Below are 25,505 nucleotides of genomic sequence, written 5' to 3'. Positions count from 1 at the left end.
GACTCCGGGTCCCCGTACAGCGGGACCGGCTGCCGCGGCGTCAGGTACGTGCGCCGGTGCGCGACGGCCGGCAGGACCCGGCCCTCCAGCGGCAGTCCCGGAGCCCGCCTTACGGACCGGGTCCACGCCCTGACGCCGCAGCGCGGTCGCCAACGTGCCGGACCGTCGCGGACAAGGCAGACAAGAAGGTACTGATCGTCGTCACCTGCGGGACCGGGCCGGAGCGCCCGTCAGGGCCGTCCGGCCCCCCGCACGCTCCGGCCGGCGACCCGCCGAAGCCTGCTCAGGCGGCTGCCCGCCGGACCGGAGGCCGCTCCAGCGGGCTGCGCGAGGGCCCGAGGTGTTCCGCGGGGCGGAACCGCACTCCAGGCCCGGCCGACCGGCCGGTCAGGCACGGCAGCGCAGCATCTCCAGCGGCGGGTTCGCGAGGAGATCCGCCCAGAAGTCCTCGCCGAACTCACGGATACCGGCTTCGGACACCTGCAGCGGAACCCACTCCACCTCACCGAACCCGGCCGCCCGCAGACACTCCTCGTAGACCTCGCGGCGCGGGGCCGTGGTGACGATGCTGATCGGCTGCGGGTCGAGGAGGGCCGTGACCCGCACCCGCGGGCCCGTCTCGTCTTCCTCGCCGGTCGGCTCGCAGAGGAACCCGTACGTGTCCAGGGACGGACAGTCGAACCGGTAGTCGGGCTTCTGGGCGAGCACGAAGAACTCTCCGCCCGGCACCAGGCTCCGGTGGATGTTGCGGCACATCCGCTCCATCGCCGCGATGTCCTCGGCGTAGTTGAGGCACTGCACTCCCACCGCGATGCCGAAGCGCCGGTCGAGAGGCCGCAGCTCGGCCACGTCACCGACCTCGTAGCGCACGTCGAGCGGTTCTCGCTGCTCGATCCTCTGCGCGGCGGCGACCATCTCGACGGATATGTCGACACCGGGGACATCCGTGGCGCCGCGCCGCTTGAACTCCCTGCTGTAGAAACCGGTGCCGCACGCCAGGTCGAGAACCGACGTGCCGCTCACGTCCCCGACCATGCCCAGGAAGCTCGGCACCTCCCCGTAACGCATCAGCGGCAGGGACTTGAACCCCTCGAAGGCCTCGCCGATCCCGTCGTACTGCTGCACGCTCATGTGCTGCCCCTCCTGTGCTTCGTCCTGTACGTGCCACGCCGGCCCTCCGGCTTCAGAGGCTTGCCGGGGCGCGATCGTGACGGAAAGTCTCCTCCGCCCTGTCTGGCCGCCGTACCGGCAGATGACACAAAGAAGTTGACCGGGCGACTCTCCTATCGACCAACACCGCCCCGTGAACCACCCGCAACCCCCATCTTTCACAATTCAACGTTCTTCTCCCTCTCTCCCTCCCTCTCCCTCCCCCTCGCGCCCTCCTGCGCCTTCTCCCAACTCCCAGAAGTTCACCGGCGCCTGCCGGACGGGCCCGGCGCGCCGTGTGCCCGCCCGCGCTGCCGTTTCTCGTGCACCATCGCGGACGAAGCCATGCTGTCGGAGATCCGTACGGGACGGCTCTTGGAGTGCCCGGATGAACACCCAGGGTTTTCCTCGCCAGTTCGCCCGTACACGCCGCTTCTCGCTCGGCGTCCCCCGTCGTTTCACCGTCTCTCCCGACGGCGGGCGCGTGCTGTTCGTACGGTCGGACGCGGGCGACGACCCGGTCAGCAGGCTGTGGCTGTACCAGGACGGGAACGAGCGGGTCCTGGCCGGGCCCCGGGGCGCCGGCGACGTTCCCGAGGCGGAGCGGATCCGCAGGGAACGGGCCCGCGAAACGTCCCGGGGCGTGGTGGCGTACGCGACCGACCGCGAGGTCCGCGTCGTGGCGTACACCCTGGGGGGCGAGGTCTGGACCGTACGGGCGGACGGGGAGGGGGACGCGGACGGAGCCGCCCCGCGCCGCATCCCGACGGCGGGCCCGGCCGTCGATCCGCGGCCCTCCCCGGACGGAACACTCGTCGCGTACGTCACCGGGGGCGCCCTGCGGGTCGTGCGCACCGACGGCACCGGGGACCGGCTGCTGGCCGCTCCCGAGAACGCCGAAGTGACATACGGGCTCGCGGACCATGTGGCGGCGGAGTCGATCGGCCGGACGCGCGGCTACTGGTGGTCGCCGGACAGCGATGCGCTGCTCGTTGCGCGCGTGGACACGTCGATGGTGCAACGGTGGTACATCGGTGATCCCGCGCGTCCCGGGAACGCACCGCGGGCCTTCCCGTATCCGGCGGCGGGAACGGCCAATGCCGAAACCACGATGCACGTCGTACGAGTGGACGGCGAACGTGTCGCGGTACGGATACCCGCCGGCGCCGACCCGGAGCACCACGCGCAAGGCCGGTGGACGGACACGGCCTTCGAGTACGTCGTCGCGGCCGGATGGGACGCCGCCGGCCCGTTCGTGAACCTACAGACGAGGGACCAGCGCACGGCGTCTCTGATGGGCGTCGACCCGGCGACCGGTGAGACCTCTCCGCTGCACACGCAGCGCGACGGGGCATGGCTGGAGCTCGTCCCCGGCACTCCGACGCGCACGGCCGCCGGCTCCCCCGTCCTGGCGTTCGTGCCGCCGGGAGGTGACGTCCGGGGCCTGAGGACGGCCGGGCGCGCTGCGGTCACGCCCCCCGGACTGAACGTGCGCGAAGTGCTGTGCACCCTCGGCGAACGGGTCCTCTTCACCGCGAGCGACGAGCCGACGGAGGTGCACGTCTGGTCGTACGGACCGGACTCGGGGTTCGTCCGGCTGAGCGAGGGCCCCGGCGTCCACACGGCCGCCGCCGGGGGCGGCACGGTCGTACTCGACAGCATGACGCCCGAGGGGCACACCGTGACCGTGCTGCGCGACGGCAGACCCGCCGGACACATCGCCGTACGCGCCGAGGAACCGCTGGTCACGCCCCGGCCGGCCCGTCTCTCGCTCGGCGAGCGCGAGCTGCGCAGCCTGCTCTTCCTCCCGTCGTGGCACGACCCGGGGTCGGGCAGCCTGCCCGTCCTGCTCAGCCCGTACGGCGGCCCCGGGGTGCAACTGGCCGTCAGGGCCCGCACGTGGTGGACGGCCGTGGGCCAGTGGTGGGCCGAGCAGGGGTTCGCCGTGCTGATGACGGACGGGCGCGGTACGCCGGGGCGCGGCGTCGCGTGGGAGAAGAGCATCCACGGCGATCAGCTGACACCGGTGCTGGAGGACCAGGTCGACGCGTTGCACGCGGCGGCCGGGCACTGTGCCGACCTCGACCTGGAGCGGGTGGGGATCCGGGGCTGGTCCTTCGGCGGTTATCTGGCGGCGGGCGCCGTACTGCACCGTCCCGACGTCTTCCACGCGGCCGTCGCGGGCGCGGCGCCCACCGATCTGCGGCTCTACGACACGCACTGGAAGGAGCGCTACCTCGGACACCCCGGCGTACTGCCCGAGAACTACGAACGCTGCTCACTGGTCGAGCACGCCGGCAAGCTGACGCGGCCGCTGATGCTGGTCCACGGCATGGCGGACGACAACGTGCTGCCGGCCCACATGCTGCGCTTCTCGGCGGCGCTGCTCGCCGCCGGGCGGCCGCACACCGTCCTGCCGCTGCCCGGGTCGGGCCACCTGGTCACCGAGGAGGGCGTCGCGGACAGACTGCTGCTGCTGGAACTCGACTTCCTGAAGAAATCGCTCGGGTGCTGAACAGCGCGGCCCGCTCCCCCGTACAACCCCGTACAACCGCGTCCGACAACGCGCGGCCCGTCGTCGAAGGGGAGTGCCGGCATGGCGAGGTCTCAGGTGGAAGCGCGACTGATCGGCCGCCGTACGGTCGTCGCCGCGGTGGGCGCCGTGGGAGCCGCCGCGGCGCTGACGGCGTGCGGCGGCTCCGGCAGTGACAGTCCGGCCGGCACCGCGGTCGAGGAACCGGCGGGCGGCAGTGGCGCGGGGGGCGGTGACGCGGGCGCCGTGCTCGCGAAGACCACCGACATCCCGGAGGGCGGCGGCAAGGTCTTCGCCGACCAGGGTCTGGTCGTCACGCAGCCCACCGCGGGGCGGTTCAAGGCGTTCTCGTCGAAGTGCACCCATCAGGGCTGCGCGGTCAAGGACGTCTCGAACGGGACGATCAACTGCCCCTGCCACAACAGCATGTTCGACGCTTCGGACGGCAGCGTGAAGGGCGGCCCGGCGAAACAGCCGCTGCCCGCCGCCGCCATCAAGGTCGAGGGCGACACGATCACCCTCGCCTGACCCGGGCGGACTCCGCCCGGCGCAGCCGCGGAAGGACGCCCGGCCGGTCGTGGCCGTCGGCAGCGACCGGCCCGGTCCGGCCGGTCACGTCACTGCCCCACCACCGCCGCGCCCGCCGTGACCAGCGCATCGACCGCCGCACGGATGGAAGGCCGCCGGTCGGCGTCGGCGCGCCAGACGGCGTACACGTGCCGCCGCATCGCGTGCCGCACCGGTACGACGCGCACCCGGTCCGGCACGGGCCCGCGCCCCAGCCGGGGCGCCACGCACACCCCGAGCCCCTCGGCGATCAGTGCGAGCTGGGTGGCGTGCTCCTCCGCGACGTGCGCGATCCGGGGTTCGATGCCCTTGCCGCGCAGCGTGAACATCAGCCACTCGTGGCAGAACTCCCCCTCCGCCCAGGTGACCCACTCGTCGTCGGCGAACTCCTCCAGGTCCACCGCGGTCCGGCCGGCGAGGGGGTGGTCGACGTGCACGGCGACGTCGGCGGGATCGTGGAGCAGTTCCTGTTTCGCGAGCCCTTCGGGCATGGAGAGCGGCTTGTTGTACCAGTCGAGTACGACGGCCAGGTCGAAGTCGCCCCGCAGGACGGCGCGCACCGACTCGTCGGGCTCCATCTCCCGCATCCGCGCCCGCAGCTGCGGATGTTCGGTACGCAGCGCCGCGAGGGCCGCCGGCAGCAGACCGCGGGCGGCCGTGGGGAAGGCGGCCACCGCGAGTTCACCGACGACGCGGCCCCGCTGCGCCTCGATGTCCGACTGGGCCAGTTCGACCTGGGAGAGGATGCGGGCGGCGTGATCGGCGAGCAGCCGTCCGGCGTCGGTGAGGCGGACGCCCCGGCCGTTCTTGGCGAGCAGGGGCTGGCCGACCTCGCGTTCCAGCTTGGCCATCTGCTGGGAGACCGCGGAGGTGGTCACATGCAGGCCCTCGGCCGCACCGCTGACCGAACCGTGCCGGGCCAGGGCGTCGAGCGTACGCAGCCGCTCCAGATTCAACATGTAAGCAATGCTAAGCGATAAGATCCATTAAATCTCGCTTGCCCTAAGAGGATGGGCGGGCCAAGGTGAACACCATGAGCCCCGCCTCCACACCCCGCGCCGCACCGCCCACCGCCGCCGGCACCCCCGCCGCGCCCGGCACCCCTGCCGCGCCCGCCCGCCGCCCCGCCCTGGACTGGCGCATCCGTTTCGCGGTGCTCGCGCTCATCTGGGGCTTCAGCTTCCTGCTCATCAAGGTCGGCACGCAGGCGTACGCCCCCTTCCAGGTCACTCTCGGCCGCCTGGTGTTCGGTACGGCCGTCCTCGCCGTCGCGATGGCCGTGAAGCGGGTGGGACTGCCGCGCGGTGCCCGGACCTGGGGTCACCTCACCGTCGCCGCGTTCTTCCTCAACGCCCTGCCGTTCTCGCTCTTCGCCTACTCCGAGCTGACGATCCCCTCGACGCTCGCCGGCATCTGCAACGCCACATCACCGCTGTGGGGCATGGCGCTCTCGGTGGTCGCGCTCTCGGAGGACCGCCCGAACCGCCGCCGCGTCGCGGGACTCGGCATCGGCTTCATCGGCGTACTGACCGTGCTCGGCGCCTGGCAGGGATTCTCGGGACTGGACTTCGGAGGAACGGCGATGGCCCTGCTGGCCTCCCTCAGCTACCCGGTCGGCTGGATCTACCTGCGCCGCACCCTCGCGGGCAGTGGCGGCTCCGCCCTCTCCATGACCGGCGCGCAGCTTCTCCTCGGCACCGCCCAACTGGCCGTGGTCACGCCGCTGTTCACGACCATGCCCCGGTCGTTCCCGGTCGTTCCGCTGCTCGCGGTGGTGTCCCTCGGCGCTCTCGGGACCGGCCTCGCGATGCTCATCCAGTACGGCCTGGTCGCCGAGGTCGGCCCGACGACCGCGCAGATGGTCACGTACTTCGTCCCCGTGATCGCCACCGTCGCGGGCGTCACGCTGCTGGGCGAGCACCTCAGCTGGAACACTCCGGTCGGCGCCCTCGTCGTCCTCGCGGGCGCCGCACTCACCCAGAGCCGGGCCCGGGGCGGCCGGGGCCGGCGCGGGGGCGCCGCACGTCAGACGTAGCGCCTGGCCGCCGGCGAGGGTCCGGCCGCCGACGCGACGGCGTCGGCCACCGGACCGACGTCACGCGCCGACATCGCCGAGACGGTCAGGCGTACGCCGGGCGGCGCGGACATCCGGAACCGCGCGCCCGGTGCGACCGCCCACCCCGAGTGCAGCAGCCGCGCCACCACCCCCGTCTCGTCCGCCACCGGCACCCAGACGTTCAGGCCGCTGCGCCCGTGCGCCTCGATCCCCCGCTCCGCCAGCGCCCGCACCAGCGCGTCCCGTCGCTCGGCGTACGCACGCGAGACGGCGCGGACGTCCACGGCGCCCGTCTCCCACAGGTCCACGACGGCACGCTGCAGCAGCCGGCTGACCCAGCCGGGGCCGAGCCGCTGCCGCCCCGCCACCCGGTCCACCGTGACCGGGTCGCCGGTCGCCATCGCGAGCCGCAGGTCCGGCCCGTACGCCTTCGCGACGGACCGCACGAACGCCCAGTGGTCCGTCACGCCCGCGAGCGGATGCAGCGGCAGGTCGACGATGGCATGCCCGTGGTCGTCCTCGATGAGCAGCACTCCGGGGTACGCCGCCAGGACCGCGCGCAGCTCCTCGGCGCGCGCCGCGCCCACCGCCGCACCGGTCGGATTCTGCGCCCGGTCGGTGACGACGAGCGCCCGGGCCCCGCTCCGGAGCGCCCGCTCGACCTCGCCGGGCAGCGGCCCGTCGTCGTCGAGCGCGACCGGTACGGCGCTCAGCCCGAGCGCGGGGACGAGGTCGAGCAGACTGCCCCACCCCGGGTCCTCGACCGCGACCGCGTCCCCCGGTTTCAGATGCGCGGCCAGTACGCGCTCGATCGCGTCCAGCGACCCCGAGGTGACGGCGACCGGGCCCTCCGGCACTCCGTCCGCGTCGAACGCGGCCCGCGCGAGCCGCGCGAACTCCGGGTCCACGGGCTCCTGCCCGTACAGTCCGGGCCGCCGCGCGTCGTACCGCGCCGCGGCGGCGAACGCGTCGTGGAGCGGCGGCAGCAGCGCGGGATCGGGATTCCCCTGACTCAGGTCGCGCACGCCGGGCGGCACGTCGAGCCTGGGGGAATCGCGCGCCGTACTGGCCGGGCGGGAACGCACCCGGCTGCCGCGGCGGCCGGACGTCTCGATCACTCCGCGCTCGCGCAGGGTGCGGTACGCGGCCGCGACCGTATTCGGATTGACTCCGAGCTGGCCCGCCAACTCCCGCATCGGCGGGAGGAGTTGCCCGGGGGAAAGCTCCCCCGTGCCCACCGCGCGCTCCACACTCGCGGCAATCTCCGATGCGCGCCGCCCACTGATCCGATATTCTCCTAGCACAAAGACAACTATGCACTAGTGCAATGGAGGAAGCAATGCCGGACACCGGCTCCTACACGCCTTCCGAACGCACCGTCCCGACGCGTTCACGGGAGCGTGCCTCCTACGACCGCGAGCTGGTGCACGCGATACTCGACGAGGGTTACGTCTGCCACCTCGGCTTCGTCCGCGACGGCGCCCCCGTCGTCCTGCCGACGCTCTACGGCCGGATCGGCGACCGCCTCTACGTGCACGGCTCCACCGGCTCCCGCCCCCTGCGCACGGCCCGCCGAAGCGATCCCGGCCTCGCCGTCTGCCTGACCGTCACCCACGTCGACGGCCTCGTCCTGGCCCGCTCCGCCTTCCACCACTCCATCAACTACCGGTCCGTGGTGGTCCACGGCATCGCCCGCGAGGTCGTGGACGAGGAGGAGCGCCGCACCGCCCTGGACGCGCTGGTCGACCACGTCGTCCCCGGCCGCTCCCACGACTCGCGCCCGGCCGACGCCAAGGAGCTCGCCGCGACCGCCGTGATCCGCCTCGACCTGGAGGAGGTCTCCGCGAAGATCCGCACCGGCGGCCCCGACGACGACCCCGAGGACGCCTCGCTCCCCCACTGGGCGGGTGTCGTCCCGCTCGTCCGCGGCTACGGCGCGCCGGTTCCGGCGGACGACCTCGATCCGGCCGTCGCCCTGCCCGCCTACCTCACCACCCTCTGAGGAACCGTCCGGGGAGCCGGCCGAGGAGCCGTCCGCCGCGTGCGGGAGCCGACGGGCGCGCCGGAGGGGCCGAGCGTCCCCGCGACCAGGGGCGACGGGCGGGTCCGAGGGCGGAGCGGGAAGATTCCGCCCCGCCCTCGGCGCTGTCCGTCCGCCGTCCCCTACGCGAGGACGGCGGCCCTGCGGCCCAGTGCGGCGGTCCTGGCCTCCGCGACCGCGAGCCCCACCACCGCGGCGAGTAGCAGCAGCGTCCCCGCCACGGTGGCCGGCGCCAGGTGCTCACCCAGCAGGACGACCGCGATGACGGCGGCGCTCACCGGTTCGAGCAGCGTGATCACCGAAACGGTCGCGGACCGGACGACGGCCGCCCCCGCGAAGTACAGGGCGTACGCGAGCGCCGTCGGCACCGCCGCCACATACACCAGCAGCCACAGCACCCGCACCGGATCGGCGGTGTGCGGCAACAGGCCTTCGGCGGCCGCGAACGGCAGCAGGCACAGCGAGCAGATCGCGAACGCCCACGCGGTCGTCGCGAACGGGTCGGCCCCGCCCCCGTCACGCCCGAGCCGGCGGGTCAGCAGCGTCATGGCGGCGTACCCGGCAGCGGACAGCAGCGCGAAAAGCACGCCGACGGGCCGCACCGACGTACCGCCACTGCCCAGCACCATCACGGCGAGCCCGGCGAGCGCACCCGCCACGGTGAGCGTCCCGGCGCGTCCCAGCCGCTCCCCCATGGTCAGCCGCGCCCCCAGCGCGACCAGTACCGGCGCCGCGCCCATGGTGACGACGGTGCCGACGGCGAGCCCGGTCGCCTGGACGGCCGCGAAGTACGCGCTCTGGAAGACCGTGAGCCCCAGACCGGTGACGAGGACGCGCGTCAGCCGCCGCCTGCCGGCCTCCACGGGAGCGGTCGCCGCGACGGGCGGGCGGCGGCGCAGCGCGCGGACGGCCACGAGCAGCACCAGCCCGCCGGCGCAGCGCCAGAAGGACAGCGCGAGCGGCCCGAGGTCACTGGCCAGGAAGGTCAGTGAGGCGGCCGCTCCCGCGGTGCCCCAGGCCGTTCCGGCGACGATCAGATAGATCAGGCCGCGCCGGACGGGCAGGGCAGGGGAAGAACAGAAAGATTTCGACACGTGACTTCTCCGCGTGAAGACGGGACAGGTGGTCGCTCGACTTCGCACGCGGGCAGCGACAAACCGCTCGGGGACTGCCCGAGCCCGGTCTTCGTCTTGGGAAGTGCCGCCCGCGTTACGCGGCGGGGGGCGAAAGCACAGTCGAATGCATGATCGTCACCCTATGACGCGGACCGCTCGGCGGACAACTCCCCGTCCGCTCGGTGGAGATCCGTGCCCGCCCGGGCGGGCCCGCCCGCGACGGGCCCGCCCGGCGCCTTGGGTGCCGAGGACTGGGCGATGAAGGCACCGACGAGCACCACGGCTCCGCCGATGATCTGCGGCGCGGACAGGTGCTCACGCAGCAGCACCCACGCCAGCACGGTCGCGATGACCGCCTCCAGGCAGGCGACCACACCGGCCACCTGCGGCGACAGCCTGCGCACCGAGACCACGCCCGTGACGTACGCGAGGACGGTGGCGATCAGTACGATCCAGCCGAGCAGCAGCGCGGCCGGCACGTCCGTCCCGCCCATCTCCGCGCTCCCCGCGAGCAGGGACCAGTCCATGCCCCAGGGACGCGCCACGACGGTCAGCACCGCGGCGCCGATGAGCAGTCCGTACGCGATGACGCCGAGCGGGTCGGCCGCGTCGTCGCCGGTGCTGCCCTGGTCGGACAGGACGAAGTAACCGACCTGGCAGCAGGCGGCGCCGAGCGCGAACAGCAGCCCGAGCGCGTCGAAACTCAGCCCCGCCCACACCTCGACGACGCAGGCCAGCCCCCCGACGGCCAGCACCACACCCACCGCCGCGGCGCGCGTCACCGGCCTGCGCTGCACGAAGCGGACCCAGCCGAGCACGAGCGCGGGGGCGAGGTATTCGATGAGCAGGGCGACGCCGACGGGGATCCGGGACAGCGACGCGAAGTAGAAGGCCTGCACACCGGCGACCGCGAGCAGGCCGAAACCGGCGAGCAGGGCGGGTCTGCGCAGCAGCAGGGCGCGGTGGCGCCAGGCCACGGGCAGCATGACGAGCGCGGCACCGGTCACGCGCAGCCACACCACATGCAACGGGTCGAGCCCCGCTTCGATCAGCGGCTTGGCCGCGACACCCGAACCACCGAATGCGAACGCCGATGCCAGGGCGAGTCCCAGGCCGGCGCTCCTCCCCTGAGACGCTTGCATCGGCACATCATGCCAGGTGACGTCAGGAGCCTCATCCCGGTCACACCTGTCGAGATCCTCCGTGGAGGCGCTCCGCCAGCAGCTCCGTGTCGACACCGGCCCGCCGGAGCACTTCGACCGCGCGGCAGCCGGGCTCCGCGGCGAGCACGGCGAGCAGGTCGAGGCCGCAGGCGCGCCGGTCGCCGCGCGCCGCGGCACGTCCCAGCGCCCCCTCCATGGCCGCGACGGCGGCGGGCGACCAGCCCGCCACGCCGGCGCCCCCCGCCACGGGCACCGCGCCGGAGTCCTCCACCGCTCCCTGCCAGCGCAGCCCGTAACCGATGCTGCGCTGCACGAGGTAACCGAGCACCCTGGCGACCTGCGGGCCGCCGTCGAACGCGGCCCTGACATCCGGGTCGGTCTCGATCACCGAGTGCAGCAGATGCGCGGTGTCGATCTGCCGGTCGCCGTCCCGCAGCGCCCGCCTGCGCGCACCCGCGACCACCGAGGCGAGCTCCGCGGTGAGCCCGGCTTCGATGTCTGCACAGGAGGGGGCGGACTCCCGAGGAACCCGTGGGGTACGACTTTGCACACCTCCCACCTCATCAGCCGCCGCCGTCGGCGGCATCCTCGGCGGGGAGCATTTGCACATCCGACAGAAGGTGGGCAACCCCCTGCGAGCCCTCCTCCTTACGGATGAGAACGGATGAGAACAGGGAAACCCGGACAACCCGATGCGGGGCGCCGGGGTCCCCGTCCCCTCAGTCCTCGTCGGCAAGGATCAGGTAGAGCTTCTTGCGGGACTCGTTGATGACGGCGAGAGCCTTCTGCCGCTGCTCGGCCGATCCGGTCTTCCAGACCTGGCCGAACGCCTCCATCAGCCCGAACCCGGCCTGCCGGATCTCGTTCACGTTCTCCCAGTCGACGCCGCGCCCCGCTTCCTCCCACGGAGCCCGCGGCCCGGCCTCCGCCTCGGTGCGCCCCGCGTCGGTGAGGGTGAACAGCTTCTTGCCGCCCTCACTCTCGCTGACGATCAGCCCTTCGTCCTCGAGCAGCTGGAGCGTCGGGTAGACCGAGCCGGGGCTCGGCCGCCAGGCCCCGCCGCTGCGCTCGCCGATCTCCTGGATCATCTCGTAGCCGTGCATGGGCCGGTCCGCCAGCAGCGCCAGGATCGACGCGCGTACGTCGCCGCGCCGCGCCCGGCCCCGGGGTCCGCCCCGGCCGCGTCCGCCGCCCCACGGCCCGCCGAACGGCGGCCCGAAGGGACCGAACGCCGCGCGCCGCCCCTCGAAGTCGCCCCGGCCGCGATGACCGGGCCCGCAGTCCCCATGTCCGTGTCCATGCGAACGCATCGCCGCGCTCCTTCCATCGGTGACCTGTCGCGATACTTCAACGATATATCGGAAGGACTCTTCCGTCGAGCGTCAAAAAGCCATTCGTACGAAATTGGACTTGGCCTGCGGCTTTGCCCCGCCGCTACGTTCATGACCATGCGGATTCGAATCGTCGACGCCTTCACCGACCGTCCCTTCGCCGGAAATCCGGCCGGAGTCCTGCTGCTGGACTCCGGCGGCTTCCCCGACGACGCCTGGCTCCAGCGGGTGGCGGCCGAGGTGAACCATCCCGAGACCGCCTTCGCCCACCCGCTCCCCGCAGGCGGCGACGCCGACTGGGCGCTGCGCTGGTTCACCCCCGCCACCGAGGTGGACATGTGCGGCCACGCCACCCTGGCCACCGCCCACGTCCTGCACACCACGGGCGCCGCGACCGGCACCGTTCGCTTCTCGGCACGCTGCGGCATCCTGACCACCACCGTGCGGGAGAGCGGCGCCTACACCCTCGACTTCCCGACCGCGCCGCTCACCGGGACGCCCGTCCCCGACGGTGTGAGCAAGGCTCTGGGCGCCGAGGTCCTCTCGGCCCACGACACCGGGCCGCACATCGGCGACCTGCTGGTCGAGCTGGCCGACGAGTCGGCCGTACGGGCGCTCGCACCCGACTTCGCCGCCCTCGCGGCCCGCTCCAGGCGCGGCATCATCGCCACGGCCGCCGCCGAAGACCCCTCCCGCGGCTACGACTTCGTCTCGCGCTGCTTCTTCCCCGGGTCGGCATCGACGAGGACCCGGTGACCGGCAGCGCGCACACGGCCCTCGCCCCGTTCTGGTCGGCCCGCCTCGGCCGCGACGAGCTGACCGGCCTCCAGGCCTCCGCCCGCGCCGGCCTGGTCGCCACGTCACTGCGCGGCGACCGCACCCTGCTGACCGGCGGGGCCGTCACCGTCGTCGACGGCGAGCTGCTCGCCTGACAGCGCCGGCAGCCCGGAGGGGGCGCCCCGGAACTTCCCGTACGGAACGGAAACCCGGTACGCCCCCCTCCTCACGTCCTCAAGCAGTCGGCAGCCATCCCACTCTGCCCGCCAGCAGCGCGTACCCGACGAAGGCCCCGACATCGAGCAGCGTGTGAGCCACGACCAGCGGTCCGACCCGCCCCCAGCGCCGGTACAGCAGCACGAAGACCGCGCCCATCACCACGTTGCCGATGAAACCGCCGACCCCCTGATACAGGTGGTACGAGCCGCGCAGCACCGAACTCGCCGCCAGAGCCGCCACCGGCGACCACCCCAGCTGATCGAGCCTGCGCAGCAGATATCCGACGACGACGACTTCCTCCAGCACGGAGTTCTGCATCGCGGACAGGATCAGCACGGGAAACTTCCACCACACCGAGGGCAGCGACTCCGGCACCACCGTGAGGTTGAACCCCGACTCGGTGGCGGCCAGGTAGAAGGCGAGCCCCGCGCTGCCGATGCCCGCCGCGACCAGCACACCCCGCCCCAGGTCCGGCCACGGCCGCGTACGGTCGAACCCGATCACGCGCAGCCCCGCGCCCTCCCGCATCAGCAGGTACGCGACCAGCGCCACGGGCACCAGCGCCGACGTGATCCCGAACAGCTGCCAGGCGAGGTCCAGCCACGGCCGCCCCGGTGTGTACGACCCGTTGAGCTGCGCCGCCTGGTCCTTGAGCCCGCCCGGTTTCGTGAGCGCTCCGACAAAACTGATCAGGGACGACACCGCGCTCGCGCCCAGCGAGAGCGCGAGAACGACCAGAACCTCGGTACGGAGGATCCGCGGCGTCACCCCCTGCCCGGGATGAGAACCGGCCACCCGCCCCGCCCCTGCCTGCACACCAGCCTCCAGTTCGGCCATCCCGCCGCATCACCGGCTCCGCCCGCCAGAGCCTCGGACGCGGGCACGGAGACCGCGCGTGACAGGCCCTGGGACGTCACAGCTTGCCCGACGACGCGGCGGCGGACGGCACCAGGTCCAGGACCCGGCCCCGTACCGCCGCCCGGCGCGCCCCGGGCGGCGGCGACAACCCACCCGGCACCCGGCCGGCGATGAGGCGGGCCGGGGCGGCCGGGCAGCCCCTCAGGCCCGTCCCGGGAATCCCGCCGGCCAGGTGTGCACCGGATCGCCCCGGTGCATCAGCTCGCTGTAGCGGCGGGTCGTGGCGGCCAGCGCGGCTTCGCGCTCCAGGCCGGCCTCCAGGGCGCGGTGGTACGTGTCCACCTGCCAGGAAGCGCCGTTCACGCGTCGCCTGCACCGCTGCTCGATGATGCCGAGGTAGTAGTCGCGGTCCGCGGGCTCGATGCCCCAGGCGTCGAGCCCGGCCGCGGCCAGCGGCAGCAGCTCCTCCCGTACGAGCCTGACGGCCGGCACCCGCGCGGTCCCGTTCGCACGCCCCGGCTTCGGCCAGACGATCTCCGCGTCGATGCCGTGGCGGCAGGCCGCGTCGAAGTTCTCCTCCGCGGTCTCGAAGGGAAGCCGCTTCCACACCGGCCGCGCGTCCTCGGCGAGAGCCCGGACCAACCCGTAGTAGAAGGCCGCGTTGGCGATCACATCGGTCACCGTCGGCCCCGCGGGCAGCACCCTGTTCTCGACCCGCAGATGCGGTACGCCGTCGGCCAGCCCGTACACGGGCCGGTTCCAGCGGTAGACCGTTCCGTTGTGCAGCACCAGCTCCTGAAGCCGCGGCACCCCGCCTTCGTCGAGCACCAGGAGCGGGTCCTCGTCGTCGCATATCGGCAGGAGGGCCGGGAAGTAGCGCACGTTCTCCTCGAAGAGCTCGTACGCCGAATCCACCCACCGCTCGCCGAACCACGTCCTGGGCCGTACGCCCTGGGCCTCCAGCTCCGGCGGGCGGGTGTCGGTGGCCTGCTGGAAGAGGGGCGGCCGCGACTCGCGCCACAGCTCGCGCCCGAAGAGGAACGGCGAGTTGGCGCCCACGGCTATCTGCACCGCCGCGACCGCCTGGGCCGCGTTCCACACGTCCGCGAACCGGTTCGGCGTGACCTGGAGGTGCAACTGCACGGAGGTGCAGGCCGCTTCGGGCGTAATGGAGGCGAAGGTACAGGTCAAACGCTCCACGCCGGCGATATCGAGCGTGAAGTCCTCGCCCCGCGCGGCGACGATCTGATCATTGAGCAGCTGGTAGCGGTCGATGTCGGAGAGGTTCGCCGAAACCAGATCATGACGCCCGAGTGTCGGCAGAATTCCGATCATCACAATGCCCGCGGCGACCTCTCGCGCTTTTCTGTCGGCATACCCCAGGCTGGTGCGCAACTCCTCTGCCAGCTGATCGAAGACGTGCCCTCCCAGCCGGTGCGGAACAATATTCACTTCCAGATTGAACATTCCGAGTTCGGTCTGGAAATCACTGCTGGCGATCCGGTCGAGGACCTCCGTGTTCACCATCGCTGGCATCCCGTCGGCCCCGGCGAGATTGAGCTCGATCTCCAGCCCCATGAGGTTCCTGGGGCGGTCGAAGCGCTTCTCCGCCAGCAGCCGCCCCAGCCCCTCCAGGCACTGCTGGAGTTTCCTCCGGTACCGCTGCCGGTCCGACAGGTCGAACCCGCCTGCTACGACCTTCTCCCCCATCGAAGTACCCCTCCTCGAGTGGGCGGCTCACAGCATCGGGCATTCATGTCACGATCGATGATGCCCAGACATGCTGATCCGTAACGTCCCGCGGCTGCCGAGGACCGGGTACTCTCGGCGGAGAAGCCTAGCGGCACATTCACTCGGCATGCGGCAGAAAGCAGATACCAGCCCTCCACTGCCGGTGAAAAAATCCGATGTTTTCCGGCCTACCGCTTCTGCCGGAACTTTCCAGGCCACAGGCCTGCGCTCCCGCTGAATGGGTAGATTTTCCCCAGGAAAAGGTCTGGATACGGCCTTGCCTGCAATAACGAGGACCGCTAGCTGAAACACCATGTGAACACGTCTCGTATAAACTCCGCAGACGAGGCAGAGAGTTGGCGCCCCGGCCATCGCCCCACGGCCCCCCTCTGACCCCGCACCCGCATCACACGCAGACAGCGCCGTCCGCACTGCCCACGCATCACCGTGTCTCCCAAGTGAGAGGCGACCCACCATGCCGCTGCTTGTCCCCTCGGCTCCCGCGCCCGCCCTGCGCAGCGTCCTCGCGGCACTCGGTTCCCCCACCACCGTCCGGGAGGCCCGTCCTGCGGCCCTCCGTACGGCCCAGGGACCCCTGAGCCCCGAGTTCCCTCTTCCCGTCCACGTCCTGGACGGGATCATTCCCTCCGGCATGCCGCTGCGCACCCGGCTGACCGGCTGGCGGTTCCTGATCCGCAGCGGCGACCGCACGGTGGCCGCCGCCGACAGCATGCTCACCCCCGACGGGTGGGCCTTCTCCCATTTCTGCGAGGGCCCGTACATCGCCTCCAGCGAGCGCGCGCTGCGTCAGGCCGAGACGATGACGACGCGCTACCAGCCCCGCCTGCTGTCCGTGCCGGAGCTCTACATGCTCACCCTGTGGCTGCACGACGGCCCTGAAGCACACACCGACGCCTCCGACGCGATGCCGTTGCCGGCGGACCTGCTCGTGCCCCTGGCGCCCGCGCCGCCCGGCATCGCCTCGCACCGCCCGCACCGGGTCGCCGACCTGCTGCCGCTGCTGACCCACCGGCTCACGCCGCCGGCGGACGCCCCGCTCCTCAGCCAGTCCGCCTGACGACAGCACCACACCGGCCCCCGCGAGCTCCTCACGACGCCTTCCACCTCCACTGTGCCCCGTGCCCGCCCCGGCACGGGGCACAGTGCTGGCCCATCCGGACTAGCCCGTACCGGCCACCCCGAACCACCCGAAGATACGCCCCGGTTGAGCTGAACCGCCCGCACGGGTGATGCGTCATTAATCAGTAAGGAGAGCTGCCGTGAAATCCCTGCGGATCGACGCCCGTAGGGCAACACTGGGACCGGACCGACTGATACGGGGGGCGGCCATGAGCACCGCATCGAGCCGCAGGACACTCATCACAACACAGCGAAAGAACCCTTCCATGTGCCAGCACCAGCCAGCCTGCCCGACCGCCGAATCCGCCGATCGGGAAGCCGCCCGTCTCGTGGCGCACCATCCGGAGCAGGGCTGGAGCCTGCTGTGCAACGGAGTTCTCGTCTTCGAGGACACCGGTGAGCTGCTGCCGGACGGCCAGATCATCGCCCCGCACCGCCCACTGGACGTCGTCAGGGCCGCGTAGCCCGGCCCGTACGCCGGATCACGGCCGTACGGTGATACGACGAGGGGCCGGCCCGGAGGAATCTCCGAACCGGCCCCGGCGCATGTCCGCGCCCCTGCGCCGTTACCGCGTCCGTCAGTTGTCGTACGCGTCCAGCGGCGGGCACGAGCAGACGAGGTTGCGGTCACCGAACGCGCCGTCGATCCGGCGCACCGGCGGCCAGTACTTGTCCGAGGCCGACACCCCGGCCGGGAAGACCGCCACCTCGCGGCTGTAGGCGTGCTCCCACTCGCCGCCCAGCGCGGCCGCCGTGTGCGGCGCGTTGCGCAGCGGGTTGTCGTCCGCGGGCCACTCGCCCGACGCGACCTTCTCGATCTCCGCGCGAATGGCGATCATCGTGTCGCAGAACCGGTCGATCTCCGCCAGGTCCTCGCTCTCGGTCGGCTCGATCATCAGCGTCCCCGCCACCGGGAACGACATGGTCGGCGCGTGGAAGCCGTAGTCGATGAGGCGCTTGGCGATGTCGTCGACACTGACGCCCGTCGCCTTCGACAGCGGCCGCAGGTCGACGATGGCCTCGTGCGCCACCAGCCCGTTGGGACCGGTGTAGAGCACGGGGTAGTGCGGCTCCAGCCGCTTGGCGATGTAGTTCGCCGCGAGCACGGCGACCTGCGTGGCGCGCTTGAGCCCCTCGCCGCCCATCAGGCGGACGTACGCCCACGAGATCGGCAGGATACCCGCCGAGCCCCACGGGGCGGCCGAGATGGGCCCCACGCCCGTCTCCGGACCGGCCGTCGGCTGGAGCGGGTGGTTCGGCAGGTACGGCGCCAGGTGGGCCCGGACACCGACCGGACCGACGCCGGGGCCGCCGCCGCCGTGCGGGATGCAGAAGGTCTTGTGCAGGTTCAGGTGCGAGACGTCGCCGCCGAACTTGCCCGGCTTGGCGAGCCCGACCAGCGCGTTGAGGTTGGCGCCGTCGACGTAGACCTGGCCGCCGGCCTCGTGCACCGTCGCGCAGATGTCGGCGACATGCTCCTCGAACACCCCGTGCGTGGACGGGTAGGTGATCATCAGCACCGACAGCTCGTCGCGGTACTGCTCGATCCTGGCGTGCAGGTCCTCGACGTCGACCTCGCCGTCCTCACGGGTCTTGACGACGACGACCTTCATGCCGGCCATGACCGCGCTCGCCGCGTTGGTCCCGTGCGCGGACGACGGGATCAGGCACACCGTGCGCTGGTCGTCGCCGTTGGCCCGGTGGTACGCCCGTACCGCCAGCAGGCCCGCGAGCTCGCCCTGCGAACCGGCGTTCGGCTGGATCGACACCGCGTCGTACCCGGTGACCTCGGCCAGCCGCTCCTCGAGCTCCCGGATGAGCGTCAGGTACCCCTGCGCCTGCTCGACCGGCGCGAAGGGGTGGACCGCCCCGAACTCGGGCCAGGTGACCGGCTCCATCTCGGTGGTCGCGTTCAGCTTCATCGTGCAGGAGCCGAGCGGGATCATGCCGCGGTCGAGCGCGTAGTCGCGGTCGGCGAGCTTACGCAGGTAGCGCAGCATCGCGGTCTCGGAGCGGTGCTGGTGGAAGACGGGGTGCGTGAGGACCTCGTCGGTCCGCAGCAGCCCCTCGGGCAGCGCGTCGGCCGCCTGCGCGTCGAGCGCCTCGATGTCGGCGTCGACCCCGAAGGCCGCCCAGACCGCGGCGATCTGCGCGCGGCCCGTCGTCTCGTCACAGGCCATGGAGACGTGGTCGGCGTCGGCCAGGTACAGGTTGACCCCGCCTTCACGGGCCGCGGCGACGACGTCGGCCGCCCGGCCCGGGACCCGCGCGGTCAGCGTGTCGAAGTACGAGCCGTGCACGACCTCGACCCCGCCGGCCCGCAGGCCCTCGGCGAGCAGCGTCGCGTAGCGGTGCGTGCGGCGCGCGATGCCGCGCAGCCCGTCGGGGCCGTGGTAGACGGCGTACATCCCGGCCATGACCGCGAGCAGCACCTGCGCGGTGCAGATGTTGCTGGTGGCCTTCTCCCGGCGGATGTGCTGCTCACGCGTCTGGAGCGCCAGCCGGTACGCCTTGTTGCCGTCGGCGTCGACGGAGACACCCACGAGCCGCCCCGGCAGGCTGCGCGCGAACTTCTCGCGTACGGCCATGAACCCGGCGTGCGGGCCGCCGAAGCCCATCGGCACACCGAAGCGCTGGGTGGTGCCCACCGCGATGTCCGCGCCGAGCTCGCCGGGCGAGGCCAGCAGCGTCAGCGCCAGTAGGTCGGCGGCGACGGTGACGATCGCACCGAGCTCGTGCGCCTGTTCGATGACGGGCTTGAGGTCCCGTACGGCGCCCGAGGCGCCCGGGTACTGAAGCAGCACACCGAAGACACCGCGCTCGGCGGCCTCGGCCGGAATGCCTCCGGACAGATCAGCGACGACGACGTCGACACCGGTCGGCTCCGCACGTGTCCGGATGACGGCCACGGTCTGCGGCAGCGTGTCGGAGTCGATCAGGAAGACGCCGTTCCTGACCTTGCCGACGCGGCGCGAGAGCGCCATGGCCTCGGCGGCCGCGGTGCCCTCGTCGAGCAGCGAGGCGCCCGAGGTCGGCAGGCCGGTCAGGTCGGCGACCATCGTCTGGAAGTTGAGCAGCGCCTCCAGCCGGCCCTGCGAGATCTCCGGCTGGTAGGGCGTGTACGCCGTGTACCAGGCCGGGTTCTCCATGACGTTGCGCAGGATCACCGGCGGCGTGAAGGTGCCGTAGTAGCCGAGCCCGATCATCGGGGCGAGCACCTGGTTGCGGTCCGCGAGCGTACGCAGCTCGGCCAGGACCTCGGCCTCGGTGCGGGCGTCGGGCAGCCCGAGCGCCTCGGCGCTCTTGATGACGTCCGGCACCGCGGCCGCGGTCAGCTCGTCGAGCGAGCCGTAACCGACCTGGGCGAGCATCTTGGCCTGAGCTTCGGCATCGGGCCCGATGTGGCGCTGCTCGAAGGGGATGCCACGCTCAAGCTGTGAGAGCGGAATGCGGTTTGCGGTCATCTGCGGAAGGCCTCCTGGTCTGACGCGACCTGCGAGGGGCACCACGGCACGGGTACCCGGACGGCCTCCCCCTCTGTCATCTCAACCTGAGAGCTTCACCGGAAGACCGTACGGACGTCGCTGACGCCGAGGGTCGTTCCGGCTTTCACCGTCGGTGAGGAAGGGAGCCGCAACAGGTGCTGTGCTCTTCTCCAGCACTTGCCCGTCCGACGCCCGTCCTGCTTTCCAGAGTGACCTCGTCCGTGCGGTACGGGGGCCTGAGAGATTCCGGGGAGGATTTGCTCCTTCGGCGTCCCCGGCATGTTCGCCGGAGACTCTCCCGCACGGGGTCAGCAGCCATTTGCCAGCCTACCAGCGAGCCCCGTCGCGGATCCCTCGAGTGGCCGAGTCCACAGTTGTGCACTTTCGTAGGGTCTTACGGAGCAGCTGCGATCAGTTGGAGGGACCGTGCAGACCGACATCGATCCGCGCAGTCTGATCGGCCGCAAGGCGTTCGACCGCAATGGCAACAAGATCGGAACGGTGGACGAGGTGTACCTCGACGACGCCACGGGAGTGCCCGAATGGGCAGCCGTACGCACCGGCCTCTTCGGCCGCGACGCCTTCGTCCCCCTGGAACCCAGCACGGTCGTGAACGACTCCCTCCGCGTTCCCTACGACCGCGCGCTGATCAAGGACGCCCCGGACTTCGGCGTCGGCCGCCACCTCTCCCCGGAGCAGGAACTCCAGCTCTACCACCACTACGGACTCGACGTCTCCTCCCCCGCCCCGACCGGGACTTCGGCCGGCTGGCCGGAGACGACCCCGCCTGATCCCCTGCCGCCCTCACCAGCGGGAGCGGATCCGACGGCACCAGATCCGGATCGTCCATCTTGAAGGTCCGCACCCGCCCGGGCGCCGACGTCGGCTCCTCGAACCGCACGGTGACCCTCCCGACCCCGCTGCCCTGCACCCAGCCCGCTCCGTGCGCGGCGTGCCGCACGTCCTGCCCGGCCAGCCACCGGCGCTCCGGCGGCGCCTCGGGCACCGGCGCCGTCAGCACCCCACCGCCGCCCGGATCCGCCTCCACGGCTTCTTCCGCCGACTGCGACTCCGCGTGCGCCCGCTCACCGGCCGCCTGGGCGAAAAGGTCTTCCTGCGTGAAGTCGGCGAGCCCGGTGACCCCCACCCCGAGCAGCCGCACCCCGCCCGTGGTGTCCACGGACTCCAGCAGCCGGCCTGCGGCCTCCCGCACCACTGCCGGATCGTCCGTCGGCCCACGCAGCGTCTCGGAACGCGTCAGCGTCGAGAAGTCGTACCTCCGCACCTTGAGGACCACCGTCCTGCCCGACCGCCCGGCCGCCCGCAACCGCTGCACACACCGGTCGGACAGCCGGACCACTTCGGCCCTGATCCTGACCCGGTCATGCAGGTCCACCTCGAAGGTGTCCTCGACCGACACCGATTTCGCGTCCCGCTCGGCCACCACGGGCCGGTCGTCGTGCCCGACGGCCATCCGGTACAGCGAGACCCCGTGCGCCTTCCCCAGCAGCCGTACGAGCTCGTCCTCGCCCGCTTCCACCAGGTCGACGACGGCCGTCATCCCCGCCCGCCGAAGGTGCTCCCCGGTGGCAGGCCCGACCCCCGGCAGTGTCCGTACGGGCATCGGCCCCAGCAGCTCGCGTTCGGTGCCCGGCTCTATGAGCGTCAGGCCGTCCGGCTTGGCCTGCTCCGACGCGATCTTCGCGAGCATCTTGGAGCCCGCGAGCCCCACTGACCCCGTCAGCCCCGTGACCGCCCGGATGTCCGCCCGCAGCCGCTCTCCGGCCCTGCGGGCGGAGGCCGAGTCGTCGGCCACCCCGCCCGCCTCCAGGTCGACGAAGGCCTCGTCGAGACTCAGCGGCTCCACCAGCGGGGAGAGCCGGCCAAGGAGCTCCATGACCTGTTCGCTCACGGCACGGTAGAGGGAGAAGCGCGGCATCAGATAGGCGGCGTTCGGGCACAGCCGACGGGCCTGGGCCACCGGCATCGCGGAGTGCACCCCGAAGCGCCTGGCTTCGTACGAGGCGGTGGCGACGACCCCGCGGGTTCCGATACCGCCGACCACCACCGGCTTTCCGCGCAGACTCGGCTTCGCCGCCTGCTCTGCGGCGGCGTAGAAGGCATCCATGTCGAGATGCAGGATGGTGGGCGCGGATCTCACACCACCGATGCTGCCGTACGGCACTGACAATCGGCGGCCGGCAGCACGGCAGGAGGCCGGACCGCCCGTCAGACCGCCTTGTTGCGGCGCCGGGCGAGCTCGTCGGTGGGGTTGTGGCCCACCAGCGTCTCGCCCGTGTCGACGCGCTCGCCGTGCAGCTGGGACAGCGCACTCTCCACGTCCCGCCAGACCACGCCCACGGCGATTCCGAACACGCCCTGCCCGCCCTGGAGGAGTTCGACGACCTCGTCGGGCGACGAGCACTCGTACACCGTCGCACCGTCACTCATGAGCGTCATCCGCTCGAGGTCCTGGAACCCGCGGGCCCGCAGGTGCTGGACGGCGGCGCGAATGTTCTGCAGTGCGACACCGGTGTCCAGGAACCGCTTGACGATCTTGAGGACGACGACGTCGCGAAAGCTGTAGAGACGCTGCGTACCCGACCCGTAAGCGGGCCGCACGCTCGGCTCGACCAGCCCCGTGCGTGCCCAGTAGTCAAGCTGCCGGTACGTGATCCCAGCCGCCGCGCACGCGGTCGGCCCCCGGTACCCGATGCTCTCCGTGCTGTCGGCCGCCGCTGTCCCGCCCATGGCCGACGTCACGCTCTGCCGCCCCGCCAGAGGGCCGACCGCACTGCCGTGAAGCGGATACGGTCCGCCCGCCACCGTACCGTCGCCGCTGCTTCTCACGCCGACCTCCGTCCTTGACCTGCCCTGTCGACGGTAGGCAGTCACCCGGGGTGCGTCAACGATCGCCACACTCGGCACGCCGAGTGATAATCACCCTGAGAGTGGTTTCCCGTGCCCCACTTCGGGGAAAGGCTACTCGAATGCGCGGACGGCCCCTGGTGCACGGCTCACTGGCTGTTGGTCCCGAAGTCCTCAGGAGAGATCTGGTCGAGGAACTCACGGAACTTCTCCACCTCGTCCTCCTGCTCGTCGGGAATCGCGATACCGGCGTCGTCCAGCACGCCATCACTGCCGTAGATCGGCGTTCCGGTGCGCAGCGCCAGCGCTATGGCGTCCGAAGGCCTCGCACTGACCTCGACTCCACTGGCAAAGACCAGTTCAGCGTAGAAGACTCCTTCCCGCAGGTCGGTGATGCGGACTTCTGTGAGCTCCTGGCCGACCGCTTCGAGTACATCCTTGAAGAGATCATGGGTCAGCGGCCTGGCAGGGGCCATCCCCTGCTGGGCAAAGGCGATCGCGGTCGCCTCCCCCGGCCCGATCCAGATGGGGAGGTACCGATCGCCTCCCACTTCGCGCAGGAGCACGATCGGTTGGTTCGAGGGCATTTCCACCCGGACACCTACGACGTCGAGCTCGTTCACACAGCAACCCTAGGACGTGCCTGGCAGGTTTGGGTAGTCGGGCTCCCCCGTGCTCAGTGCAGCCGTACGCCGAGAGCCGCCTGAATGAGGGCCGAATGGAGCCGGACGGACAGCTCCGCGAGCTCCTTGGTCGTGGCCTCCGCATGCGCTCTGGTCTGCGGATTCCGGTGTCGGCGCAGTGGAGCGACGACCTGCTCGACCAGGCTGGCCTCCCGGTCCGCCGCCGCTTTCACCGCTCGCAGATGCCGCGGCTCCAGGCCGAAACGTCCCAGGTCGGCGACGAGCTGGGCCACCGTGACGGCATCGGCGTCGTACCCGCCATCCGGCAGGGGTGAGATCAGGCCGTACGACTCCCACTCCTCGAGTTCCTTCTCGCCGACCTCGGCGGCGGCCAGGAACTCCGCGCGGCCGATCCGCACCGTGGCCGGGCGGTCGGCCTCGCCCTCCGGCGAGCCGTCGTGCACGTCACGCGGTCCGCCGGCAGACGGAAGCTGCACCTGCTCACCGCGTGCCAGCGCTTCGAGATGCTCGCGGATGACCTTGAGCGGAAGATAGTAGTCGCGCTGCATACGCAGCACCTGGGCCAGCCGCTCGATGTCGTCCGGGCTGAATTTGCGGTATCCGGAGGGTGTCCGCTGCGGTTCGACGAGTCCCTCGGTCTCCAGAAAACGAATTTTGGAGATGGTGACCTCGGGAAACTCGTCGCGCAACAGGTTCAGCACGGTGCCGATGCTCACCAGCCGACCGCCTGCGGCGGCGGTGCCGTCTCCGGCACCGCCCGTCAGTGTTCGCAGCATGGACCTTCCCGTACGGGTCAGATGGCCCGCTGGCTCGCGTAGAAGACCAGCCGGTACTTACCGATCTGCACCTCGTCGCCGTTCGACAGCGGAACCGAGTCGATCCGCTCGCGATTGACGTAGGTGCCGTTGAGACTGCCGACGTCCGAGACGGTGAATCCGCCGTCAGCACCCCGACGGAACTCCACATGACGCCGTGAGACGGTCACGTCGTCGAGGAAGATGTCGCTCTGCGGGTGCCTGCCGGCCGTGGTCAGCTCACCGTCCAGGAGGAAGCGGCTGCCCGAATTCGGACCGCGTCGCACCACCAGCAGCGCCGCACCCAGCGGAAGGGCGTCGACGGCCGCCTGGGCCTCGGGCGAGAGCGAGGGAAGAGCAGTCTGCCCCGTCACTTCCGCCTCGTACGCCTCGAGCCCTGAAATGGAGATCGTCGATGTCGTCTCCGAGGGACGCTCGGCGGCGGCTCCGGGCCGCAACGGTGCTCCGCAGTTGGAACAGAAACGGCTGGCCTCGGCATTGCGATGCCCGCACCTCGTACAAACCGGCACGGCCGACATGGGCGGACCCTCCTGCCGCGGCTGCCCCGCATGGGCATGGGCATGGGATGCGTACGGATCGGGGGCAAACTCTCCACCCGTACTTGAGGCTGATGATTCCCCGAAACCTATGCGGCCAGGACCGGCGGGGTCAACAGCCGACGCGCCCCGACCGCCCGAAATGTCACCACCTGGACCAGTGGCCTCGTCCCGGAAGAGCGGGCGCTCACCGCCCTGCTCGTCAGCTTCTCCACCACGCGGAGCGCGGTGGCGGGCGGTGCTGTTCGCACTGTCCTCGCGTGCACTCTTGCCGAACAACTTCGCAAACAACTTCACGGGCGATTCCCCTTGACTGAAACAGACCCGCCCGTGGGGCAGGACGAACCCTGAATGAACACACCTGCCGAACCGGACATCTTCACAACGTCCGTATCCACCAAACAGTTTCCACCACGCACCATGCCTTCGGTGCGCCGACCCCCCGCAACCTCATGCCCTTGTCCCGGTACTCCCATT

The 25,505-nt window shown here is 71.5% G+C and carries 21 protein-coding genes, 2 pseudogenes and 1 riboswitch; of the genes and pseudogenes, 8 read left to right on the top strand and 15 right to left on the bottom strand.

From position 1 onward, the window contains the following. Nucleotides 1–387: 387 nt before the first annotated feature. On the bottom strand, nucleotides 388–1,131 hold the full coding sequence (locus tag BN1555_RS28085; protein ID WP_093801967.1) for a class I SAM-dependent methyltransferase: 744 nt from the start codon (nucleotides 1,129–1,131) through the stop codon (nucleotides 388–390). Between the two features lie 406 nt (nucleotides 1,132–1,537). Between BN1555_RS28085 and BN1555_RS28080 the strand changes: the two genes are divergently transcribed. Next, nucleotides 1,538–3,664, top strand: a complete 2,127-nt coding sequence (locus BN1555_RS28080) for a S9 family peptidase (protein WP_093801966.1) — start codon at nucleotides 1,538–1,540, stop codon at nucleotides 3,662–3,664. A gap of 81 nt (nucleotides 3,665–3,745) precedes the next feature. Then, nucleotides 3,746–4,210 carry a Rieske (2Fe-2S) protein gene (locus tag BN1555_RS28075; RefSeq protein ID WP_093801965.1) on the top strand — a complete coding sequence of 155 codons (465 nt, stop codon included), beginning with the start codon at nucleotides 3,746–3,748 and terminating at the stop codon, nucleotides 4,208–4,210. An 89-nt stretch (nucleotides 4,211–4,299) separates the two neighbouring features. Here the strand turns inward: BN1555_RS28075 and BN1555_RS28070 are convergent, their stop codons facing one another. After that, the gene (locus tag BN1555_RS28070; protein ID WP_093801964.1) at nucleotides 4,300–5,208 is read right to left on the bottom strand and encodes a LysR family transcriptional regulator; all 909 of its coding nucleotides are present in this window, start codon (nucleotides 5,206–5,208) and stop codon (nucleotides 4,300–4,302) included. 74 nt (nucleotides 5,209–5,282) lie between these two features. On the opposite strand from BN1555_RS28070, the gene BN1555_RS28065 reads away from it, so the two are divergent. Continuing rightward, nucleotides 5,283–6,284: a DMT family transporter gene (locus BN1555_RS28065; protein WP_093803694.1), complete on the top strand. Its 1,002-nt coding sequence runs from the start codon at nucleotides 5,283–5,285 to the stop codon at nucleotides 6,282–6,284. On the opposite strand, the gene BN1555_RS28060 is transcribed toward BN1555_RS28065, so the two are convergent. Further along, entirely contained in the window at nucleotides 6,275–7,609 is a 1,335-nt protein-coding gene (locus BN1555_RS28060) for an aminotransferase class I/II-fold pyridoxal phosphate-dependent enzyme (protein ID WP_093801963.1), read from the bottom strand. The two genes, BN1555_RS28065 and BN1555_RS28060, sit on opposite strands and share 10 nt — an antisense overlap. A gap of 35 nt (nucleotides 7,610–7,644) precedes the next feature. Here BN1555_RS28060 and BN1555_RS28055 point away from each other — a divergent pair, with 35 nt between their 5' ends. Next, a complete protein-coding gene (locus tag BN1555_RS28055; RefSeq protein WP_255306207.1) occupies nucleotides 7,645–8,307 on the top strand; it encodes a pyridoxamine 5'-phosphate oxidase family protein in 663 nt (220 codons plus the stop codon). Between the two features lie 161 nt (nucleotides 8,308–8,468). On the opposite strand, the gene BN1555_RS28050 is transcribed toward BN1555_RS28055, so the two are convergent. From BN1555_RS28050 to BN1555_RS28035, 4 genes are all read right to left on the bottom strand, one after another. Then, a complete protein-coding gene (locus tag BN1555_RS28050; protein ID WP_255306206.1) occupies nucleotides 8,469–9,440 on the bottom strand; it encodes a DMT family transporter in 972 nt (323 codons plus the stop codon). Between the two features lie 161 nt (nucleotides 9,441–9,601). Further along, nucleotides 9,602–10,603, bottom strand: a complete 1,002-nt coding sequence (locus BN1555_RS28045; protein WP_093801961.1) for an EamA family transporter — start codon at nucleotides 10,601–10,603, stop codon at nucleotides 9,602–9,604. A gap of 40 nt (nucleotides 10,604–10,643) precedes the next feature. After that, on the bottom strand, nucleotides 10,644–11,174 hold the full coding sequence (locus BN1555_RS28040) for a Clp protease N-terminal domain-containing protein (protein WP_176710149.1): 531 nt from the start codon (nucleotides 11,172–11,174) through the stop codon (nucleotides 10,644–10,646). A gap of 169 nt (nucleotides 11,175–11,343) precedes the next feature. After that, nucleotides 11,344–11,934 (bottom strand): PadR family transcriptional regulator, encoded by a 591-nt coding sequence (locus tag BN1555_RS28035; protein WP_093801960.1) that lies wholly within the window; start codon nucleotides 11,932–11,934, stop codon nucleotides 11,344–11,346. Between the two features lie 138 nt (nucleotides 11,935–12,072). Between BN1555_RS28035 and BN1555_RS28030 the strand changes: the two are divergent. Next, nucleotides 12,073–12,887, top strand: a pseudogene (locus BN1555_RS28030) (PhzF family phenazine biosynthesis protein). A 79-nt stretch (nucleotides 12,888–12,966) separates the two neighbouring features. On the opposite strand, the gene BN1555_RS28025 reads toward BN1555_RS28030, so the two are convergent. Continuing rightward, complete coding sequence (locus BN1555_RS28025) at nucleotides 12,967–13,767, bottom strand: CPBP family intramembrane glutamic endopeptidase (protein ID WP_093803690.1); 801 nt, start codon at nucleotides 13,765–13,767, stop codon at nucleotides 12,967–12,969. Nucleotides 13,768–14,010: 243 nt separating this feature from the next. Then, nucleotides 14,011–15,519: a glutamate-cysteine ligase family protein gene (locus BN1555_RS28020; RefSeq protein ID WP_093801959.1), complete on the bottom strand. Its 1,509-nt coding sequence runs from the start codon at nucleotides 15,517–15,519 to the stop codon at nucleotides 14,011–14,013. 496 nt (nucleotides 15,520–16,015) lie between these two features. Between BN1555_RS28020 and BN1555_RS28015 the strand changes: the two genes are divergently transcribed. Both BN1555_RS28015 and BN1555_RS28010 read left to right on the top strand, forming a co-directional pair. Beyond that, on the top strand, nucleotides 16,016–16,618 hold the full coding sequence (locus BN1555_RS28015) for a hypothetical protein (protein WP_093801958.1): 603 nt from the start codon (nucleotides 16,016–16,018) through the stop codon (nucleotides 16,616–16,618). A 328-nt stretch (nucleotides 16,619–16,946) separates the two neighbouring features. Next, nucleotides 16,947–17,144, top strand: a complete 198-nt coding sequence (locus BN1555_RS28010; protein ID WP_304364471.1) for a DUF5999 family protein — start codon at nucleotides 16,947–16,949, stop codon at nucleotides 17,142–17,144. A 114-nt stretch (nucleotides 17,145–17,258) separates the two neighbouring features. On the opposite strand, the gene gcvP is transcribed toward BN1555_RS28010, so the two are convergent. Beyond that, on the bottom strand, nucleotides 17,259–20,144 hold the full coding sequence (gcvP, locus tag BN1555_RS28005) for an aminomethyl-transferring glycine dehydrogenase (protein ID WP_093801956.1): 2,886 nt from the start codon (nucleotides 20,142–20,144) through the stop codon (nucleotides 17,259–17,261). A gap of 235 nt (nucleotides 20,145–20,379) precedes the next feature. Then, a riboswitch (glycine riboswitch) is annotated at nucleotides 20,380–20,476 on the bottom strand. 115 nt (nucleotides 20,477–20,591) lie between these two features. Between gcvP and BN1555_RS41690 the strand changes: the two are divergent. Beyond that, a pseudogene (locus tag BN1555_RS41690) lies at nucleotides 20,592–20,750 on the top strand (PRC-barrel domain-containing protein); the annotation flags it as partial. Nucleotides 20,751–20,814: 64 nt separating this feature from the next. Here the strand turns inward: BN1555_RS41690 and BN1555_RS27995 are convergent. From BN1555_RS27995 to BN1555_RS27975, 5 genes are all read right to left on the bottom strand, one after another. Further along, nucleotides 20,815–22,326 carry a DNA polymerase IV gene (locus tag BN1555_RS27995; RefSeq protein ID WP_093803689.1) on the bottom strand — a complete coding sequence of 504 codons (1,512 nt, stop codon included), beginning with the start codon at nucleotides 22,324–22,326 and terminating at the stop codon, nucleotides 20,815–20,817. A gap of 68 nt (nucleotides 22,327–22,394) precedes the next feature. Beyond that, nucleotides 22,395–23,015 (bottom strand): MerR family transcriptional regulator, encoded by a 621-nt coding sequence (locus BN1555_RS27990; RefSeq protein ID WP_093801955.1) that lies wholly within the window; start codon nucleotides 23,013–23,015, stop codon nucleotides 22,395–22,397. Between the two features lie 167 nt (nucleotides 23,016–23,182). Further along, nucleotides 23,183–23,656: a bifunctional nuclease family protein gene (locus tag BN1555_RS27985; RefSeq protein WP_006123076.1), complete on the bottom strand. Its 474-nt coding sequence runs from the start codon at nucleotides 23,654–23,656 to the stop codon at nucleotides 23,183–23,185. 53 nt (nucleotides 23,657–23,709) lie between these two features. Further along, entirely contained in the window at nucleotides 23,710–24,453 is a 744-nt protein-coding gene (locus tag BN1555_RS27980) for a transcriptional regulator FtsR (protein ID WP_093801954.1), read from the bottom strand. Between the two features lie 17 nt (nucleotides 24,454–24,470). Then, a complete protein-coding gene (locus BN1555_RS27975) occupies nucleotides 24,471–25,433 on the bottom strand; it encodes a double zinc ribbon and FHA domain-containing protein (protein WP_093801953.1) in 963 nt (320 codons plus the stop codon). Nucleotides 25,434–25,505: the final 72 nt, after the last annotated feature.

Source organism: Streptomyces sp. Wb2n-11, from assembly GCF_001049855.1.
GTDB lineage: Bacteria > Actinomycetota > Actinomycetes > Streptomycetales > Streptomycetaceae > Streptomyces > Streptomyces altiplanensis.
This window is presented reverse-complemented; position numbering and strand designations above follow the sequence as displayed.